This is a genomic window from Massilia sp. BGA-UO-ETr-WB1, from assembly GCF_059567845.1.
Genome location: NZ_JCAQOT010000025.1, coordinates 311,669 through 327,800, shown reverse-complemented (window position 1 = coordinate 327,800; position 16,132 = coordinate 311,669). Strand labels below are relative to the sequence as shown.

Here is a 16,132-nt window from a genome sequence, read left to right as displayed (position 1 = left end):
CGAATCAAGCCCTATCACATCTGCCGGAACAAGTGCGCGTACAAAGGGCTCACGCGCAGCCGCTCGGCGCGGTGCTTCAGCACCAGCGACAGCTTGCCCGCCTCGTCGCGCACCGCGCTCAGCACGCAAGCCGAGTTGACGATGGTGCCGCGATGGACTTGCCAGAACAGCTTGTCGTCCAGCTGCGGCAGCAGTTCCTTGAGGCTCATGCGTATCAGCGCCTCGCTGTCTTGCGTGACCACGTTGACGTATTTGTCGAGCGCTTCGAAGTACACCACGTCGGCCACCGGGATCATGCGCACCTGGTTGCCCACCGCCGCGCGGATCACGCTCAGGCGCTCGGCCGCAGCGGTGGCCGATGCCGACAACGGCGGCAGCAGCGCCCGCATCTGCTCCAGCAGCCCATCCAGCCCGCCGCCCTGCGGTTGCGCAGCCAGCCGCGCCTTCAGGCGTTCGATGGTCTTGCCCAGCCGCGCATCGCTGATCGGTTTCAGCACATAGTCGGCCGCCTCGCGCTCGAAAGCCTGCACCGCGTATTCATCGTACGCCGTAACGAACACGATCTGCGGGAAAGGCTTGGCGCCGCTCCACTGCTCCGCCAGCTCCTCAGCCGCCTCCAGCCCGGTCTTGCCCGGCATTTTGATATCGAGGAACAGCACGTCCGGCTGCAGCGCCAGCGCTTTCTCCAGCGCGTCCGCGCCGTGCGCACAGGTGGCAACCAGTTCGGCCTCGGGCCACAGCCGCTTGAGCGCATGCGCCAGCGTGGCGGCCAGGATAGGTTCGTCTTCGGCGATCAGTACTTGGATAGTCATGGTGTCCAGGCAGGAAGAGTGATGCGTGCAATGGCGCCTTGCGGCGCCGCAGGTTCCAGCGTCAGCGTAGCGCGCCCGCCGTATATCGCGTGCAGCCGCTCGCGCGTGTTGGCCAGGCCCACGCTGGTGCCGGCCTTGCCCGGCCCGGCGTGCAGGCCACGGCCGTTGTCTTGCACCGTCAGCGCCAGCATGCCGCCGGCCAGCTGCGCGCCAACCGCGAGGTGGCCGCCTTCTATCGTCGGCTCCAGGCCGTGGGCGATGGCGTTTTCCACCAGCGGCTGCAGCAGCATGGGCGGCACGGCCACGCCGCGCAGCTCGGGCGGCAGTGCAAAGGAATAGCTCAGGCGCTCGCCCATGCGGATGCGCATCAGCCCGAGGTAGGCTTCCATCAGCGCGAACTCCTGCGCCAGCGTGGTGCTCTCGGCGCGCGACGAGGTGAGCGTGGCGCGCAGGTACTGGATCAGTTGCTCCAGCATCTCCTGCGCGCGCGGCGGGTCGATGGCGATCAGGCCTTGCAGGTTGGCCAGCGTGTTGAACAGCATGTGCGGTTCGATCTGCGCCTGCAGCGATTGCAGTTGCGCCTGCACCGCCTGGCGCGCCACGGTCTCGGTGCGCGCGCGTTCCTGCGCCAGCGCCGCCTCGGCGCGCAGCACGCGGTCGCGGCTGGTGAAGAAGATGGTGGCCGCGCCTGCGGCCAGCAGCGTGAAAATCATCATCCCGGACGAGATGTTGCTGCCGATGCTAGTCCAGTCGCCTAGGTCATACCCCAGCATCCAGCCGCCCAGCCGCAGGCCCAGCACCTGCGCCACCGGCACCGCGACGGCCACGATCACGGCGAACGGCAGCCAGTGCGGACGCTGGTGTTGGCCCCACAGCGCCAGCCGCGTACCGTCGATCATCAGCAAGGCGATGCTGCCGATGCAGATGGAAATGAGCCAGTTGCCGAGGAAGCCGCCACCCAGGCGGAGAATGTAGGTGGTGGCCAGCCCGCAGACGAGGTTCAGCACCTGCCCGTAAAGGAAGTCGGTCGCCAGGCGGCGATATGGGAAGCCCGGCTTGGTGGCAATAGCGGCAGTGGTGGACATGGCGGCGCAACGTGGGGACGATGGCGCATTGTCCGGGTCTATTGCGCAATTGGCAACCGCCGTGCGACGAAAACGCCCGTGAGTGGAGCGAAACCGGCCTGCTGCTGCGCGAACATCGGCAGAGCTTGACTAGAATCAAATTCTAGAACAATATTCTAGCCATGAACACCACCGTCCTCCCCGCCGCCGACCGCAAGTCGGCCATCCTGTCCGCCGCCCTCGCGGTCTTTTCCGAAAAAGGCATCGAGGCCGCGACCATCGACGATATCCGCCAGCGCAGCCAGGCATCGGTGGGCAGCATCTACCACCACTTCGGCACCAAGGAAGGCATTGCCGCCGCGCTGTTCATGCAGGGACTGGACGATTACTGGGCGCAGCTCATCGAGCGCACCGGGCAGGCCGAGGATGCCGAACGCGCCATTCACGCCATGATCGCCACCCACCTGGAATGGGTGACCGCCAGCCCGGAACTGGCGCGCTTCCTGTTCTCGCGGCGCCAGGCGGTGGCGCCGGCGCACGAACAGGCGGTACGGGCGCTGACCTCCGGCCACTTCAAAACCCTGCTCGACCTGCTCAAGCCCTGGTTCCGGCAAGGCATCCTGCGCCGCCTGCCGCACGAGCTGTACGCACCGCTGCTGCTGGGCCCAGCGCAGGAACTGGCGCGCCACTGGCTGAGCGGCCGCGTGACGCTGGACCCGCGCGCCGCCATCGACGAACTGGCCAGCGCCGCCTGGCGCAGCCTGGCCGCAGAACCATCCCGCAGCTGGTAGCGCCGGCAACGGACCCGTCCCGGTTACTCGTACAGCGTTCCCACGGCCAGCGGCTTGCTGCGGGCAAGCACCTCGCCCTGTGCGGGCCAGTCGGCAAAGCGGTAAATGGCGACCTGGTAATTGCCCATGGTGGGATTTTCAAACGGATGGCCGCGCTCCACGGCGAGCGGCATGAGCGCGCCGGCGGCGTCCTTGTGCAGCACCTCGGGCGCTGGACCGGACGCCGTGTACACGAACTTCACGCCCGCGCATTTCTTGCCGATTAGGCGCAAGCGGTAGCCGGACTCGCGCTGCGCACTCAGCAACTGCTCACACGCGGCGCGCAGGCTGGCGCCGTCGTACACGCCGTCCTCGCGCTCTCGGATCGAATAGCGGCCGCTGAAGTGGTAGTGGCCCTTCTGGCGGTTCAGGCGCAGCACGGCATCCTCATCGAAGGCCTGCTTCAGCATCGGCAGCGTGAGGCGGCCGATGGCGTCCACCGGCAGCGTCATGTTCACGCTCTCCCCCGCCAGTTGCACCTCCAGGCCGTCCAAAGGCAGTTCCGGGCGGTTCGGGCGAATCTGCAGGTGCGCCTGGATCAATGGCCGCGTCTTCAGATAGGGCGCGAAGAAGCGCGCGGCCTTGTAGGCGTGGCGGTAGCTGTGCCACTCTGCATCGCGCTGGGCCGGAATCACCACCTTGGGCAAGGCCTCGTCCGCGTGCGCGTGCGCGGGCCACAGCGCGCAGGACAGCAGCGGCGCCACCATCAACATCGGCATTTTCATCAGATCCGCTCCTTTGCATTCATTGCAGCCCGGCGGCATTCTACGGCATCGCGCGCGCGCCGCCATATGCCGGAAGTCAGGTGGGCATGACTTTCGGCACTTTGATGCGTGGACCTGCTCAAGTAGAATGGCACCCGCTTAACCTTGCCAAATTGACAGGCCCAATGAACAACATCAGCAACAGCCCACCGCGCGCGTCCAGCCGCTACCCCGCCGCCGCGCTGGTCGCCAGCGTTACCCTGGCGCTGCTGGAACTGGCGCCGCCATGGGCTGCTGGCCCTGGGCGCGCCGAACTGCACAACGCCGTCGGCCAGTTGGCGCGCTATCTGGCCAGCCTGTTCACGCCCGCGCCATCGCTGGTGCGCGCCGGCTCCGACCGCGCGCGCATGGCCTACGAACTGTTCCTGTGCGGCGAAGCGCTGCTGATGGCGGCCTTCATCTGCCTGCTGTGGTGGCGCATCCGGCCCGCGCTGAAGCGCGCCCCTGCCGGCGGGAGCCGGCTGCTGGCAATTCCGCTGCTGACGATCCAGCTGCTGATCGCCGTGGCGCTCGATTCGCTGGCCTTCCACCTGATCTTCGCCATGCAGCTGGCCGCGCTGCTGCCGCTGCGCCGCGCACTGGCCTGGCTGGCGGTGCAGCTGCTGCTCGGCATAGCCATGGACGCGTGGGTGCTCACCAACGCCCGCATCTACCTGAGCGATAACGGCATCGGCACCACGCTGGCCATACTCACCTCCGAACGCTGCGTGCTGCTGCTGGGTTTCGCCCTGGCCTACATGGTGCGGCAGGAGCAACAAGGCCGCATCCGGCTGGCCGCCAGCAACGCGCAGCTGCGCGCCACGCAGTCGCTGCTGGGCGACACGGTGCGCGCGTCCGAACGCATGCGCATCGCGCGCGACCTGCACGACGCGGTCGGCCACCATCTGACGGCGCTCAATCTGCACCTGGACCTTGCGCTGCGCCAGTCAATAAACCAGTCCACCGGCCGGCCCGTCTCCGCGCTCGGCACCGCCCGCGAGCTGTCGCAATCGCTGCTGGCGGAGGTGCGCGGCGTGGTCAGCGCCGAACGCCAGGAAAGCGGAATCAAGGTGCGGCAGGCCTTGCAGCTGCTGTGCGCGGGCATCCCCTCGCCCGCCATCGAACTGGCCATGGACAGCCGGGTGGACGACTGCCCGCCCGCCGCCGCGCACACAGTGTTGTGCTGCGTGCAGGAAGCCGTCACCAACGCCGTGCGCCATGCGCGCGCCACGCTGCTGACGATAGACATCCAGGCCGACGACAATGGCCTGCTGGCGCGCATTGCCGACAACGGCCAGGGCAGCGGGGGCGCACCGGAGGGCAACGGCCTGGCCGGCATGCGCGAGCGGCTGGCCGAACATGGCGGCGTGCTGCGCACGGCCTGCGGCGCCGGCCGCCACGGCTATTGCCTCGAATTCTTGCTGCCGCTTGCAGGAGCGCGCGCATGATCCGCGTGGTGCTGGTGGACGACCAGATGCTGGTGCGCAGCGGCATACGCGGCCTGCTCGATCTCACGCCGGACATCCGCGTCGTGGCCGAAGCAGCCGACGGCGCCGAAGCGGCCGGGGTGATTGCGCAGGCGGATGCCGACGTGCTGCTGCTCGACGTGCGCATGCCGCATTGCAGCGGCATTGAACTGCTGCGCCGCGAACAGGGCCGCCTGCCGCCCACCATCCTGCTCACCACCTTCGACGACGACGACGCGCTGTTCGACGGCATGCGTGCCGGCGCGCGCGGCTTCCTGCTGAAAGACATATCGCTGGAACGGCTGGCCGAAGGCATCCGCAGCGTGGCCGCAGGCGCCACGCTGTTCCGCCCCGCTCTCACCGAACGCACCCGCGCCGCCTACGAAAAGCCGGCCGCCGCGCCGTCGGCCGTGGCGCTCTGCGCCCCGCTCACCAGCCGCGAAACGGAAATCCTCGCGTTGATGGCGGCAGGCTTCAACAACGCCGAAATAGCCCAGGCGCTCGGTCCCAGCGAAGGCACCATCAAGAACCATGTCTCCAGCATCCTCTCCAAACTGGGCGTGCGCGACCGCGTGCGCGCCGTCCTGCGCGGCCTCGAACTGGGACATATCTGAGATGGCGGTGAAGATGGCGATGAAACTTGCAGCGGCAAGCCTGCTTGCCGTAGCCATGGCGCCCGCGCCGGCGCAATCGGACCTGAGCCTGCTGCCGGAGGGGTCGAAGGAAGTGACGCTGGGCGCCACGCTGGGCAATTCGCCCAGCCGCTATGGCAGCGCCACGCGCTCCACCTATCTGATGCCGCAGTTTTCCGTGGAATGGAGCAACGGCGTTTTCGTGGAAGGGCTGGTGCTCGGCATGCATATGTCGGACCAGCCGCTGCTGCGCTATGGCCCACTGTTGGCGCTGGACTTCGGCACGCAACTAGCCGATGGCAGCAAGGGCAGGTTCCGGCCGGTGGCCGGCGGTTTCGTCAACTACGTCCCGATGCAGGAATTGTCGCTGCACGCGCACGTATTCGCGCCCTTGGGCGACGCCGGGCGCGTGCGGCTCAACGCGCGGGCGGGCACACATGCGACGCTGGCGCCGCGCCACCAGCTGTTTGCCGGCGTGGGCGCCAACCTCCTCGGCGGCGGCGCCATGCAGGCGGACTTCGGCACCGAGCGCTACCGTCCCTCCGGCGGCCTGCGCGACGTGTACGCGGACCTGCGCTGGCAGTGGCAGTTCAGTCCCAAATACACCGTGATCGGCGCGGTGCAAGCCAGCCGCCTGCTTGGCGATGCAGCCGCCAGCCCGCGCACCAGCGAGCGCACCGGCATCACCACCGCCGTCACGCTCAGGTATAGCTACTGAAGATCAGAAGCCCACCTTCACGCCCAGCTGCAAGGCGTTGTGCTTGAGGTTTACGCCATCCTTGCGGGTCCGGCCCAGGTTCTCATATTCCACCGTCAGCGCGGCCTCCTTCGTCACGTTGTAGGCCACGCCCACGCCCAGCAAGGGCTTGGTGGACGACACGGTGCCGGGACCGGCGGCGCCCTCATAGCGGTTGCGCGTGACGCCCAGTTTGCCGAACACCGACCAGCCGTCGTTGAAATGATGCGTGGCGCGGCCGGCCAGGTAGAAATTGCTCGCCTTGAAAGTGGGCTCGCTGGCCATGCCCAGCAGCGCCTTGTCGAAACGCGCCTTGCCGCCCTGCGCATAGCCGGCCTCCAGCGCCAGGTAGTCCGTCAACGCAAAGCCGCCATACACCTTGAAGATGGTCCCGGCGTCGTCGCTGGCGGTTTTGCCGTTGGCGGGATTGCGGTACGTCAGCGTGCCGCCCTTGGATGCGGTGACGCCCGCGTAATAGCCCTCGGCGGGAGCGGCGGCGGAAGCCGCGAACGGGGCCAGCACGGCAGCGGCCAGCAAGGTGGAGATCAGTAATGTGGTCATACGTTTCCTTAAATTGAGAGCTGATTCCGGCAACCTCGGAAGGCCGAATCAGTGCTGCAATTTTAGGAAGACTTGGTCAAACACGCATGTGCCGAAAGACATGGTTGAGGCAGACCCGCCCCAGCGTTCAGCCCCTCCTCATTCCGCTACCCGAATCGGGTTAACGATGTCGATACCGGCGAAATCTCGCTCGTTATCCGTTACGACAATGCAGCCATTCGCAATCGCGATAGCTGCGATGACGGCGTCGAGCGCACTTCGTGGATGACCGCTTACCTTACCTTCGGCCATCAGTTGGGCCCACGCGAGTCCAGCTTTCTCATCGAATGGCAGGATACGACCTGCAAACAGAGCCTGCGGCCCCTGCGGTCCGCTGAACCAGCCTCGTCGCGCTGCTCAGCCATCCAAGCGACTAGAGACGCGGCCGGCGCCGGTTTTGTGAAGTTGCTGATGATATTGGTGTCGAGCAGGTACCGCATCAAATGCCGACCTTCCGCCCTTCATCCTGCGAACGGACCAGATAGAGTTCAGAACCGATAAGTGGGGATGCCAACAGCGCCTTCAGTATCCCACCCTTGCTGGACGGCTCCCCATCGACGTCCTGCTTAACCGCCGCGCGAAGCCGATCAGACTCCGCCCCCCCTTCCGCAAGCCGCCGCGCAATAGTCCGGACCAACTCCCGGTCCGCCACGCGACCAGTCACCTGAAAGCGCACTAATTCCTTTTCGACTACCCGATTCCGGAAGTTGGCGCTTGCGCGTTGTTGAGAAGGCTTGCTCATTTCGGATCTCCAGCGGATATGCAGAATATAACTACAAGCTAGTGAACCTGCAAGGCCGCCGAGGAGCGCCGATAGCATACATCTTATGCCCCCTACTTCTGCGGCACGGGCAACAGCTTCACCAGCTCGGCGATGTACACATTGCGCGCGGTCTGGATGATGGCCATGTCGCGCTGCAGGTCCGCGAGCTTGACGTCGGTGGCACGCACCATCTCCAGCTGCTGCCTGGCCTCCGGGGACAGGTCGGCCAGATCGTACGTGACGCCGTTGATCTGCATTTTATCGATGTTGCCCATGGTGTTGACGGTCTCCGTATGCGGCTGCGGTTGCGGTTTCCCGGCGGACGATTTCGCAGCTCTCGCCAGGGCCAGTTTGCGGTTGATGTTACTTACAGCGGTAATGGCCTCGGCCGCCTTCTGCGGCGACGCGTGCCACCCTTTGCGCCGGTGTTCGCGGCATGCGCGCAAGGCCATGGCGCGGCCTTCCTCCGGTCCCGGCGCCAGCTTCCATCCGCCGCCGGCCAGCGCGCCCGCAAGGCGCTTGAACAGCTCGGCCGGCATCGCCTCGTCGCGCAGCACCGCCTCGCTCGGCTCGAAGCGCCCGGCCTGGGTCATGGCCACCATGTAGTCCGTCGCTTCGGTGACGATGACCTGCCCGCCGGGCGCAACGTGCACCAGCGGACAATATGGCGCCAGTTCCGGCAGCAGATGGTTTGGGTAAATGGCGTGCTGCCAATAGCGCGTGGCGATGCGCGAAAAATGGCGGAAATCGGCTATCGGAATGAAGCGCGCATCCGCAAAGGGCAGGATTTCCACCTTGGGCTTGGTGGGCGTGACGGTGTCGTTGGACACATCCAGATAGAAGGTGCCGAGCTGAAAAGCGTTCTGGAAAAACTCGCCCCGCAAATCGCCCCACATTCGGCGGAACTGGCCTCCCGCCTTCCGGAATGCCGAAAAAGCCGCATAGCCTGCCGCCGCGCGCTCGCTCAGCTGCAGCGCGGCAGGGTCCACCTGCTGCTGCAGGCGCTGGGCCACCGCCAGCGATATTTCCAGGCACTGCCCCATCGGATAGGGCTTCCCAAGCTTGACCGGCTGCGCGCGCTGCAGCGGCGGATCGACGTGCGCGCGGATGGCGAGGAAGAATGCTTCCAGCTCCGGCAGCGCATGCTGCAAATGGCGTTCAGTCAGTTCAGCCTGACGGGCCCGGTCGAAGGTGCGGGGCTCGCTGGGGAGCCCGATGTTGGCGGCAACAGGAGGGAAGGAACGTTTGTACATAACCCGGGAAGAGTTGATGAGTTTCTACAACGTCAAACAGTCCCACGATCATACGGCATCTGAATAGCAAAAAGCCAACCTTGAATGAACCAGGCGCTCGCTCGGCCCCTAAGTCAAGGGCCGTGAGAATTCAATAGATTTTATTGTCGGATGGTGAACTACAATACTCAACAGTTTTCCAATAGGCAATATTTTCAGCTAATAAATCAATGAAAAGCATCGGTTTCATACTCCATCGTTTTGTTGTGGTGGCCGCCCTAGCTAGCATTGCAGGATTGGCCAACGCGGCCCCCATCTGCCCGGACGCAAGCTCCTGCATTTCCGCCATTCTAATCAGCGCGCGGACCGGCGCGCACGCAGACGAAGTCGCCCAGATGGTCCGCCTGCAAAAAATGGTGCCCGATTGGCGAAGCGACCTGAAGAAGAAGCCTCGTCCAGGGATACGCGATGAGGTCATCGGCATAGGCGCACCCGACGTCGCCTTAACGAGAGTGCTGCAAAACGCACAGCAAGACTTCGCCCATTTGCCCGAATATCAACGCGCGCTAACACTTCACTATCTGCAGCAGAAACAATTCCATCTGGCGGAAAAACAGGCGAAAGATGGCATAACGATCCAACCAGCTCATGCGCCTTTCTGGACCGATCTGGCAGCCGTATTAGCAGCAAGGGAGCAGTATGACGATGCCGTCGCAGCCCTGGCCGTGGCGCATAACTGGGCGCTCGACCCTGCCGCCATGCGCCAAGCGTATGTGAAGACATCACACGCCAACGACTCGGGCGCCATTTTCGACAAGACCGTAAAGCTGCTGGATAAGCAGTCGGCCGATCTGGCACAACTGGAGGCGGCCTTCCCGCCGCTGGTGCTCAGCCGTAAAGACCCGGCAACCGGCAATCAGGTTCCCCGCCCAGGTGTCGATGGATGCACCAAGCCAGCCTGGGCCTACTCATCGTTGCGCTATGAGGAGCAAGGCGCGGTAAGATTGGCGCTTCTGGTGGACAATCAAGGCAAACTGGTACGGGCGAAAAAAATTGCATCAAGCGGGTACAGCGAGCTGGACAACGCGGCATTACTCGCAATGGCAGGTTGTCAGTTCACTGCGGCCAAACTGGATGGGGCATTAGTGCCAGCATGGTTTGTCGTAGAGTACAACTGGACGCTGGAAATAAGCAGACAGGCAAAAGAAAAAGCCCAGTAATTGCTCACTGGGCTTTCATATTCTGGCTCCCCGACCTGGACTCGAACCAGGGACCTGCGGATTAACAGTCCGTCGCTCTACCGACTGAGCTATCAGGGATCAATCGAACCAAGCTTGCGCTTAGCTCGAAGAAACAAGATTTTAGAGGACTTTGGCGATGGCGTCAACCACCTTGTCGATATTGGTCGAGTTCAGCGCGGCCACGCAGATGCGGCCCGTGTCCACTGCGTAGATCGATTCGGCGCGCAGCGCTTCCACTTGCGCCTTGGTCAGGCCGGAGTAGGAGAACATGCCCACCTGCTCGCGCACGAATTCGAAGTCGTGCGCCGGCGCTTTTTCCTTCAGCTTCTTGACGAAAGCATTACGCATTTCCTTGATGCGCACGCGCATGGCGGCCAGTTCGTCTTCCCACAGCTGGCGCAGTTCCGGCGTGGTCAGCACGGTGGCCACCACTTTGCCGCCGTGCACCGGCGGGTTGGAGTAGTTGGTGCGCACCACGCGCTTGAGCTGCGACATCAGGCGCGCGGCTTCGTCGGCCGATGCGGCCACCACGCTCAGCGCGCCCACGCGCTCGCCGTACAGCGAGAACGACTTGGAGAAAGAGTTCGACACCAGCAGCGGGCCGCCGGTGGCTGCGAAGCGGCGCACCACGGCGCCGTCTTCGGCGATGCCGGCGCCGAAGCCCTGGTAGGCCATGTCCAGGAACGGCACTAGGCCGTTGGCCGCGACCACGGCGATGATCTCGTCCCACTGGGCCGAGGTCAGGTCGGCGCCGGTCGGGTTGTGGCAGCAGGCGTGCAGCAGCACGATGGAGCCGGCCGGCATGGCCTTGATGTCGGCCAGCATGCCGGCGAAGTTCACGCCATGGGTGCCGGCGTCGTAGTAGGTGTAGTTGTTGACCTTGAAACCGGCGCTCTCGAACAGGGCGCGGTGGTTTTCCCAGCTCGGATCGCTGATGTAGACCTGCGCGCCGGGGGCGAAGCGCTGCAGGAAGTCGGCGCCGATTTTCAGCGCGCCGGTGCCGCCGATGGCTTGCACGGTCACTGCACGTTTCTCTTGAATTACGGCGCTGTCGGCGCCAAATACCAGCTCTTGCACTGCCTTGTCGTAAGCGGCCAGGCCTTCGATCGGCAGATAGGTGCGCGGGGTGGGCTGGGCGATCAGCGCCGCTTCCGCCTTCTGCACGCACGACAGCAGCGGAACCTTGCCATTGTTGTCATAATAGACGCCTACGCCAAGATTGATCTTGGCCGGGTTGGTGTCGGCATTGAAGGCCTCGGTAATGCCGAGGATCGGGTCGCGCGGGGCCATCTCGATGGCGCTGAAAACGGAAGGGTTCGTCATGATAAGATTGGATTCGATTAGAAGCGGTTCGCAGCGGATACGTGTCAGCGCCCGAACAAAATCCGGTTTTAAGCGCCAACAATCGCATATTCTATCAAAGGTCTGACCTCATGGCTGATTCGCAACCTAATAATTCTGCAGCACCCACCGTCGTCACCTTCCCGGATTCGCCCTTCAAGCTGCACCAGCCCTTCCCCCCGGCCGGCGACCAGCCGACCGCGATCGACAGTCTGTGCGAGGGCATCAGCGACGGTTTGTTCTTCCAGACGCTGCTCGGCGTGACCGGTTCCGGCAAGACCTACACCATGGCCAACGTGATCGCCCGCATGGGCCGTCCCGCCATCGTGTTCGCGCCCAACAAGACGCTGGCCGCGCAGCTCTACAGCGAGTTCCGCGAGTTCTTCCCGGAGAACGCGGTCGAGTATTTCGTATCCTACTACGACTACTACCAGCCGGAAGCCTACGTGCCGCAGCGCGACCTGTTCATTGAAAAGGACTCGTCCATCAATGAGCACATCGAGCAGATGCGCCTGTCCTGCACCAAGTCGCTGATGGAACGGCGCGACGTGGTGATCGTGGCCACCGTGTCGGCCATTTACGGTATCGGTAATCCGAACGAATACCACCAGATGATTCTGACGCTGCGCCAGAAGGACCGCGTGGCCCAGCGCGACATCATCGCGCGCCTGATCCAGATGCAGTACACCCGCAACGAGGTGGACTTCGGGCGCGGCACCTTCCGCGTGCGCGGCGACACCATCGACATCTTCCCGGCCGAGCACGCCGAGCTGGCGGTGCGCCTGGAGATGTTCGACGACGAGCTGGAATCGATCCAGTTGTTCGATCCGCTGACCGGCCGCGTCAAGCAGAAGATCCCGCGCTTCACGGTCTACCCGGGTTCGCATTACGTGACGCCGCGCTCCACCGTGCTGCGCGCCATCGAGACCATCAAGGACGAGCTGCGCGAACGGCTGGAGTTCTTCCGCAAGGAGACCAAGCTGATTGAAGAGCAGCGCCTGGAACAGCGCACCCGCTTCGACCTGGAGATGATGGCCGAAATCGGCTTCACCAAGGGCATCGAGAACTACTCGCGCCACCTGAGCGGCGCCAAGGCCGGCGAACCGCCGCCGACGCTGGTGGACTACCTGCCGCCGGACGCGCTGATGTTCCTGGACGAGTCGCACGTGCTGATCGGCCAGCTGTCGGCCATGTACAACGGCGACCGTTCGCGCAAGACCAACCTGGTGGACTACGGCTTCCGCCTGCCGTCCGCGCTGGACAACCGGCCGCTGAAGTTCGAGGAGTTCGAAGCCAAGATGCGGCAGACCGTGTTCGTCTCGGCCACCCCGGCCGACTACGAGAACAAGCGCGCCGACCAGGTGGTGGAACAGGTGGTGCGCCCCACCGGCCTGGTGGACCCGATGGTCATCGTGCGCCCTGCCCGTACCCAGGTGGACGACCTGATGTCCGAGATCCAGGACCGCATCGCCAAGAACGAGCGCGTGCTGGTGACCACGCTGACCAAGCGCATGTCCGAGCAGCTCACCGAGTACCTGGGCGACCACGGCATCAAGGTGCGCTACCTGCACAGCGATATCGAAACCGTGGAGCGGGTGGAGATCCTGCGCGACCTGCGCATCGGCACCTTCGACGTGCTGGTGGGGATCAACCTGCTGCGCGAGGGCCTGGACTTGCCGGAGGTGTCGCTGGTGGCCATCCTGGACGCGGACAAGGAAGGCTTCCTGCGTTCCGAGCGTTCGCTGATCCAGACCATCGGCCGCGCGGCGCGCAACCTGAACGGCGTGGCGCTGCTGTACGCGGACCGCATGACCGATTCGATGGAGCGCGCCATCGGCGAGACCGAACGCCGCCGCGCCAAGCAGATCGCCTTCAACACCGCCAACGGCATCGTGCCGCGCGGCGTGCACAAGGTGATCAGGGACATGATCGACGGCGTCTACAGCCCGCAGGACGCGCGCGAGCAGCTGGAGGTGGCGCAGGAAGCGGCCAAGTACGAGTCGATGAGCGAGAAGCAGGTCAGCAAGGAGATCAAGCGCCTGGAGAAGGCAATGCTGGACCACGCCAAGAACCTGGAGTTCGAAAAAGCCGCGCAGGTGCGCGACCAGCTGCATGTGCTGAAGCAGCAGCTGTTCGGCGCCCCCGGCGCGGACAACGTCGCGTAACGCCAGCGGGTTGCGCGCTCATGCGCCAACCCGCCGTTCGTCACAGCGTCTTCACGAATTCCCGGATACCGCCCAGCAGCATCTCGATCGACATCGCGGCCAGGATCAAGCCCATAAGGCGCTCGAAGGCCGTCATCACCTGTGGACCCAGCACCTTCTGCAGGCGCTCCGCGCCCAGGAACACGGCCAGCCACACCACCACCACGGCGGCCAGCGCGGCCACGTGGATCAGCACTTCGCCGGTGCTCTCGCGCGAGAACAGCAGCACCGTGGCCAGCGCCGAGGGGCCGGCCAGCGCGGGTATCGCGAGCGGCACGATGAAGGGCTCGCCGCCTTCGCTGCGGCCCAGCACACCGTCCGGATGCGGGAAGATCATGCGGATGGCGATCAGCAGCAGGATCACGCTACCGGCAATGCGCAGCGACGCTTCGGACAACTGCAGCGCCACCAGGAAGTGGCGGCCGAAGAACATGAAGACCAGCAGCACCACGAAGGCGATCATGCATTCGCGGACAACGATGCGCGGACGGCGCGCGGGCGGCACGGGCCCCAGCGCTGTGGCGAACAGCGGCACGTTGCCGAAGGGGTCGGTCACCAGCAATAGCAGGATGAAGGTCTGGAAAAAATTCTGGGTCATTAAGGGCTTTCGGGTGTGGGCAGGCCGGTCTGTGCGGCGCGCCAGCCGCGAGTTTACTACACGGCAAGGAGGCGGCGGAGAATGCTGCTAGAATTGGAGCATGCGTAAATTGTTCCTGATCCTGCTGCTTGCCATTCTGCCGCTCCAGTATGCCTGGTCAGCGGCGGCGGCCTATTGCGGGCATGAACAGGAACAAAGCCAGCATTTCGGCCATCACGCGCACCAGCACAACGCGCAAGCCGGTTCGCACGACGGCGACGATGCCGGCGGCGATGGCAACGATGGCGACGGCAAGCTGCCCGGCAAAGCCAAGGTGCACGCCGATTGCGCGGTTTGCCACCACGCGGTGCAGGCCTCGCTGCTGTCCGGCATGGCGCCGCCGCCGGATGCCGCCAGCGCCGGCTATCCGCCCTGCTCCGATCCCCGCTTCACATCACACATCGCCGACGGGCCGAAAAAGCCCGATTGGCATCCCGCTGCCTAGCGCGGCGGGACTCTTTCCACCTTACTGAAGTCCCGTCGAATTTCTTTTCCCGATACTGGAGAATTCGATGGTCAAATTCCTTTGGCCGCTAGCCATGGCGACGCTTGTCGCGCCCATGCATGCGGCCGCACGACAACCGGAGCCGGCGCAGCAGCAGCAACCGGCTCTCACCTTGCGCGCCGCCCTGGCGCTGGCCGCGCAAGCCAATCCCGTGCTGGCGGCGGCGCGCCACGAAGCCGCATCCCAGGACGGCCTGGTCATGCAGGCTGCCGCGCGTCCCAACCCCACGCTGTCGTTCGAGCGCGTGGGCCGCAGTGGCAACAACAACGGCGAAGCCGACGGCGAAAAAACCTGGCAGCTGAGCCAGCAACTGGAACTCGGCGGCAAGCGCGCGGCGCGCGTGGCCGCCGCCGAACGCGGGCGCGATGCGGCCAGCGCGGCACTCGAAGCGCAGCGCGTGGAACTGCACGCAAGCGTGGTGACGGCCTTCTACGACGTGCTGGTGGCGCAGGAGCGCCTGCGCCTGGCGCAAGACGGCAGCGAACTGGCGCAGCGCGCCACGCAGGCGGCCAACAAGCGCGTCGCCGCAGGCAAAGTGTCGCCGGTCGATGAGACCAAGGCGCGCCTGGCGGAAGCCAATGTGCGGCTGGAGCAATCCAGCGCGGCAGCGGCCCTGGCCTCGGCGCGCCAGCGGCTTGCCGCATACTGGCGACAGCCTGGCGCCAGCGGTTCGGGAAGCTCGGGCGGCGCGGAGAGTGCGGCGGGGCTTGGCGGCTTTGAGCGCGTGGAAGGCGACATCGGCGTACTGCCGGAGCCGCCGTCGGCCGAGGCAATGGCAAGCTGGCGCGCGCAGTCGCCCGTCCTGCAGCCGGCGCGGCTGGAGCTGGAGCGCCGCAAGGCGGTGTCGCAACTGGAGCTGGCCAACCGCGCGCCGGACCTGACGGTCAGCGTGGGCAGCAAGCGCATGGCCGCCCCCTCGCGCAGCCAGACCGTACTGGGCTTGTCGCTGCCGCTGCCCCTGTTCGACCGCAACCAGGGCAACGTGCTGGCGGCGCAACGGCAGGCCGACAAGGCGGATGCCGAGCTGGCCGCCGCCGCGATGCGGCTGGAATCCGAGCTGGCCCAGGCTGCGCAGGACCTGCGCGCCGCGCGCCAGGCGCTGGAGCTGCTGCGCGGCGAGATCCTGCCCGGAGCGCAGCAGGCCAGCGAAGCCGCCCGCAAGGGTTTCGAATTCGGCAAACATAACTTCATCGACGTGCTCGACGCGCAGCGCACGCTGCTGCAGGCGCGCGCGCAATACCTGTCCACCCTGTCGGACGGACACCGCGCCGCTGCCGCCATCGAACGCATCCTCGGCCACAGCGCGCCGAACAACGCACACTGAAC

General features: G+C 65.2%; 17 protein-coding genes and 1 tRNA gene. 8 read left to right on the top strand and 10 right to left on the bottom strand.

Annotated elements, in window-relative coordinates; translation table 11 throughout:
* Window positions 1-14: 14 nt before the first annotated feature.
* Complete coding sequence (locus AC56DV_RS19590) at window positions 15-812, bottom strand: LytR/AlgR family response regulator transcription factor (RefSeq protein WP_496315913.1); 798 nt, start codon at window positions 810-812, stop codon at window positions 15-17.
* Window positions 809-1,897, bottom strand: a complete 1,089-nt coding sequence (locus AC56DV_RS19585; protein WP_496315912.1) for a sensor histidine kinase — start codon at window positions 1,895-1,897, stop codon at window positions 809-811. Before AC56DV_RS19585 ends, AC56DV_RS19590 begins: the two co-directional genes overlap by 4 nt.
* Window positions 1,898-2,058: 161 nt before the next feature.
* Between AC56DV_RS19585 and AC56DV_RS19580 the strand changes: the two genes are divergently transcribed.
* Window positions 2,059-2,667, top strand: coding sequence for a TetR/AcrR family transcriptional regulator (locus tag AC56DV_RS19580; RefSeq protein WP_496315911.1), 609 nt, complete (start codon window positions 2,059-2,061; stop codon window positions 2,665-2,667).
* 23 nt (window positions 2,668-2,690) lie between these two features.
* On the opposite strand, the gene AC56DV_RS19575 is transcribed toward AC56DV_RS19580, so the two are convergent.
* Complete coding sequence (locus tag AC56DV_RS19575) at window positions 2,691-3,431, bottom strand: hypothetical protein (protein WP_496315910.1); 741 nt, start codon at window positions 3,429-3,431, stop codon at window positions 2,691-2,693.
* A gap of 164 nt (window positions 3,432-3,595) precedes the next feature.
* Here AC56DV_RS19575 and AC56DV_RS19570 point away from each other — a divergent pair, with 164 nt between their 5' ends.
* Genes AC56DV_RS19570 through AC56DV_RS19560 form a run of 3 tightly spaced genes read left to right on the top strand, consistent with a single transcriptional unit; the run spans window position 3,596 to window position 6,265 of the window.
* Window positions 3,596-4,897, top strand: a complete 1,302-nt coding sequence (locus tag AC56DV_RS19570; RefSeq protein WP_496315909.1) for a sensor histidine kinase — start codon at window positions 3,596-3,598, stop codon at window positions 4,895-4,897.
* On the top strand, window positions 4,894-5,529 hold the full coding sequence (locus AC56DV_RS19565) for a response regulator (protein ID WP_496315908.1): 636 nt from the start codon (window positions 4,894-4,896) through the stop codon (window positions 5,527-5,529). Before AC56DV_RS19570 ends, AC56DV_RS19565 begins: the two co-directional genes overlap by 4 nt.
* Before the next feature lie 19 nt (window positions 5,530-5,548).
* Window positions 5,549-6,265, top strand: coding sequence for a MipA/OmpV family protein (locus AC56DV_RS19560; RefSeq protein ID WP_496315907.1), 717 nt, complete (start codon window positions 5,549-5,551; stop codon window positions 6,263-6,265).
* A gap of 3 nt (window positions 6,266-6,268) precedes the next feature.
* Here AC56DV_RS19560 and AC56DV_RS19555 read toward each other — a convergent pair whose 3' ends face one another.
* The 4 genes from AC56DV_RS19555 to AC56DV_RS19540 all read right to left on the bottom strand — a co-directional run bounded on the left by AC56DV_RS19555 (window position 6,269) and on the right by AC56DV_RS19540 (window position 8,899).
* A complete protein-coding gene (locus tag AC56DV_RS19555; RefSeq protein WP_496315906.1) occupies window positions 6,269-6,844 on the bottom strand; it encodes an outer membrane beta-barrel protein in 576 nt (191 codons plus the stop codon).
* 138 nt (window positions 6,845-6,982) lie between these two features.
* A complete protein-coding gene (locus AC56DV_RS19550; protein ID WP_496316427.1) occupies window positions 6,983-7,195 on the bottom strand; it encodes a PIN domain-containing protein in 213 nt (70 codons plus the stop codon).
* Between the two features lie 127 nt (window positions 7,196-7,322).
* A complete protein-coding gene (locus tag AC56DV_RS19545) occupies window positions 7,323-7,625 on the bottom strand; it encodes a hypothetical protein (protein WP_496315905.1) in 303 nt (100 codons plus the stop codon).
* Between the two features lie 92 nt (window positions 7,626-7,717).
* On the bottom strand, window positions 7,718-8,899 hold the full coding sequence (locus AC56DV_RS19540) for a hypothetical protein (RefSeq protein ID WP_496315904.1): 1,182 nt from the start codon (window positions 8,897-8,899) through the stop codon (window positions 7,718-7,720).
* A 209-nt stretch (window positions 8,900-9,108) separates the two neighbouring features.
* Between AC56DV_RS19540 and AC56DV_RS19535 the strand changes: the two genes are divergently transcribed.
* Window positions 9,109-10,098 (top strand): energy transducer TonB, encoded by a 990-nt coding sequence (locus AC56DV_RS19535; RefSeq protein ID WP_496315903.1) that lies wholly within the window; start codon window positions 9,109-9,111, stop codon window positions 10,096-10,098.
* Between the two features lie 23 nt (window positions 10,099-10,121).
* Here AC56DV_RS19535 and AC56DV_RS19530 read toward each other — a convergent pair.
* Both AC56DV_RS19530 and AC56DV_RS19525 read right to left on the bottom strand, forming a co-directional pair.
* A tRNA-Asn gene (locus AC56DV_RS19530) sits at window positions 10,122-10,197 on the bottom strand.
* A gap of 42 nt (window positions 10,198-10,239) precedes the next feature.
* Window positions 10,240-11,442: an amino acid aminotransferase gene (locus tag AC56DV_RS19525; protein ID WP_496315902.1), complete on the bottom strand. Its 1,203-nt coding sequence runs from the start codon at window positions 11,440-11,442 to the stop codon at window positions 10,240-10,242.
* 110 nt (window positions 11,443-11,552) lie between these two features.
* On the opposite strand from AC56DV_RS19525, the gene uvrB reads away from it, so the two are divergent.
* Complete coding sequence (gene uvrB / locus AC56DV_RS19520; protein WP_496315901.1) at window positions 11,553-13,625, top strand: excinuclease ABC subunit UvrB; 2,073 nt, start codon at window positions 11,553-11,555, stop codon at window positions 13,623-13,625.
* Window positions 13,626-13,665: 40 nt separating this feature from the next.
* On the opposite strand, the gene AC56DV_RS19515 is transcribed toward uvrB, so the two are convergent.
* Window positions 13,666-14,262 (bottom strand): MarC family protein, encoded by a 597-nt coding sequence (locus AC56DV_RS19515; protein WP_496315900.1) that lies wholly within the window; start codon window positions 14,260-14,262, stop codon window positions 13,666-13,668.
* Window positions 14,263-14,362: 100 nt separating this feature from the next.
* Between AC56DV_RS19515 and czcI the strand changes: the two genes are divergently transcribed.
* Together czcI and AC56DV_RS19505 are read left to right on the top strand one after the other, a co-directional pair.
* Window positions 14,363-14,746, top strand: a complete 384-nt coding sequence (gene czcI, locus AC56DV_RS19510) for a cation efflux protein, CzcI family (RefSeq protein WP_496315899.1) — start codon at window positions 14,363-14,365, stop codon at window positions 14,744-14,746.
* A gap of 67 nt (window positions 14,747-14,813) precedes the next feature.
* On the top strand, window positions 14,814-16,130 hold the full coding sequence (locus tag AC56DV_RS19505) for a TolC family protein (protein WP_496315898.1): 1,317 nt from the start codon (window positions 14,814-14,816) through the stop codon (window positions 16,128-16,130).
* Window positions 16,131-16,132 lie beyond the last annotated feature (2 nt).

Excerpts from the sequence above, each read along its gene's own strand:
- AC56DV_RS19590 (WP_496315913.1), bottom strand. The coding sequence starts at position 812 with ATGACTATCCAAGTACTGATCGCCGAAGACGAACCTATCCTGGCCGCC.
- AC56DV_RS19585 (WP_496315912.1), bottom strand. The coding sequence starts at position 1,897 with ATGTCCACCACTGCCGCTATTGCCACCAAGCCGGGCTTCCCATATCGC.
- AC56DV_RS19580 (WP_496315911.1), top strand. The coding sequence starts at position 2,059 with ATGAACACCACCGTCCTCCCCGCCGCCGACCGCAAGTCGGCCATCCTG.
- AC56DV_RS19575 (WP_496315910.1), bottom strand. The coding sequence starts at position 3,431 with ATGAAAATGCCGATGTTGATGGTGGCGCCGCTGCTGTCCTGCGCGCTG.
- AC56DV_RS19570 (WP_496315909.1), top strand. The coding sequence starts at position 3,596 with ATGAACAACATCAGCAACAGCCCACCGCGCGCGTCCAGCCGCTACCCC.
- AC56DV_RS19565 (WP_496315908.1), top strand. The coding sequence starts at position 4,894 with ATGATCCGCGTGGTGCTGGTGGACGACCAGATGCTGGTGCGCAGCGGC.
- AC56DV_RS19560 (WP_496315907.1), top strand. The coding sequence starts at position 5,549 with ATGAAACTTGCAGCGGCAAGCCTGCTTGCCGTAGCCATGGCGCCCGCG.
- AC56DV_RS19555 (WP_496315906.1), bottom strand. The coding sequence starts at position 6,844 with ATGACCACATTACTGATCTCCACCTTGCTGGCCGCTGCCGTGCTGGCC.
- AC56DV_RS19545 (WP_496315905.1), bottom strand. The coding sequence starts at position 7,625 with ATGAGCAAGCCTTCTCAACAACGCGCAAGCGCCAACTTCCGGAATCGG.
- AC56DV_RS19540 (WP_496315904.1), bottom strand. The coding sequence starts at position 8,899 with ATGTACAAACGTTCCTTCCCTCCTGTTGCCGCCAACATCGGGCTCCCC.
- AC56DV_RS19535 (WP_496315903.1), top strand. The coding sequence starts at position 9,109 with ATGAAAAGCATCGGTTTCATACTCCATCGTTTTGTTGTGGTGGCCGCC.
- AC56DV_RS19525 (WP_496315902.1), bottom strand. The coding sequence starts at position 11,442 with ATGACGAACCCTTCCGTTTTCAGCGCCATCGAGATGGCCCCGCGCGAC.
- uvrB (WP_496315901.1), top strand. The coding sequence starts at position 11,553 with ATGGCTGATTCGCAACCTAATAATTCTGCAGCACCCACCGTCGTCACC.
- AC56DV_RS19515 (WP_496315900.1), bottom strand. The coding sequence starts at position 14,262 with ATGACCCAGAATTTTTTCCAGACCTTCATCCTGCTATTGCTGGTGACC.
- czcI (WP_496315899.1), top strand. The coding sequence starts at position 14,363 with ATGCGTAAATTGTTCCTGATCCTGCTGCTTGCCATTCTGCCGCTCCAG.
- AC56DV_RS19505 (WP_496315898.1), top strand. The coding sequence starts at position 14,814 with ATGGTCAAATTCCTTTGGCCGCTAGCCATGGCGACGCTTGTCGCGCCC.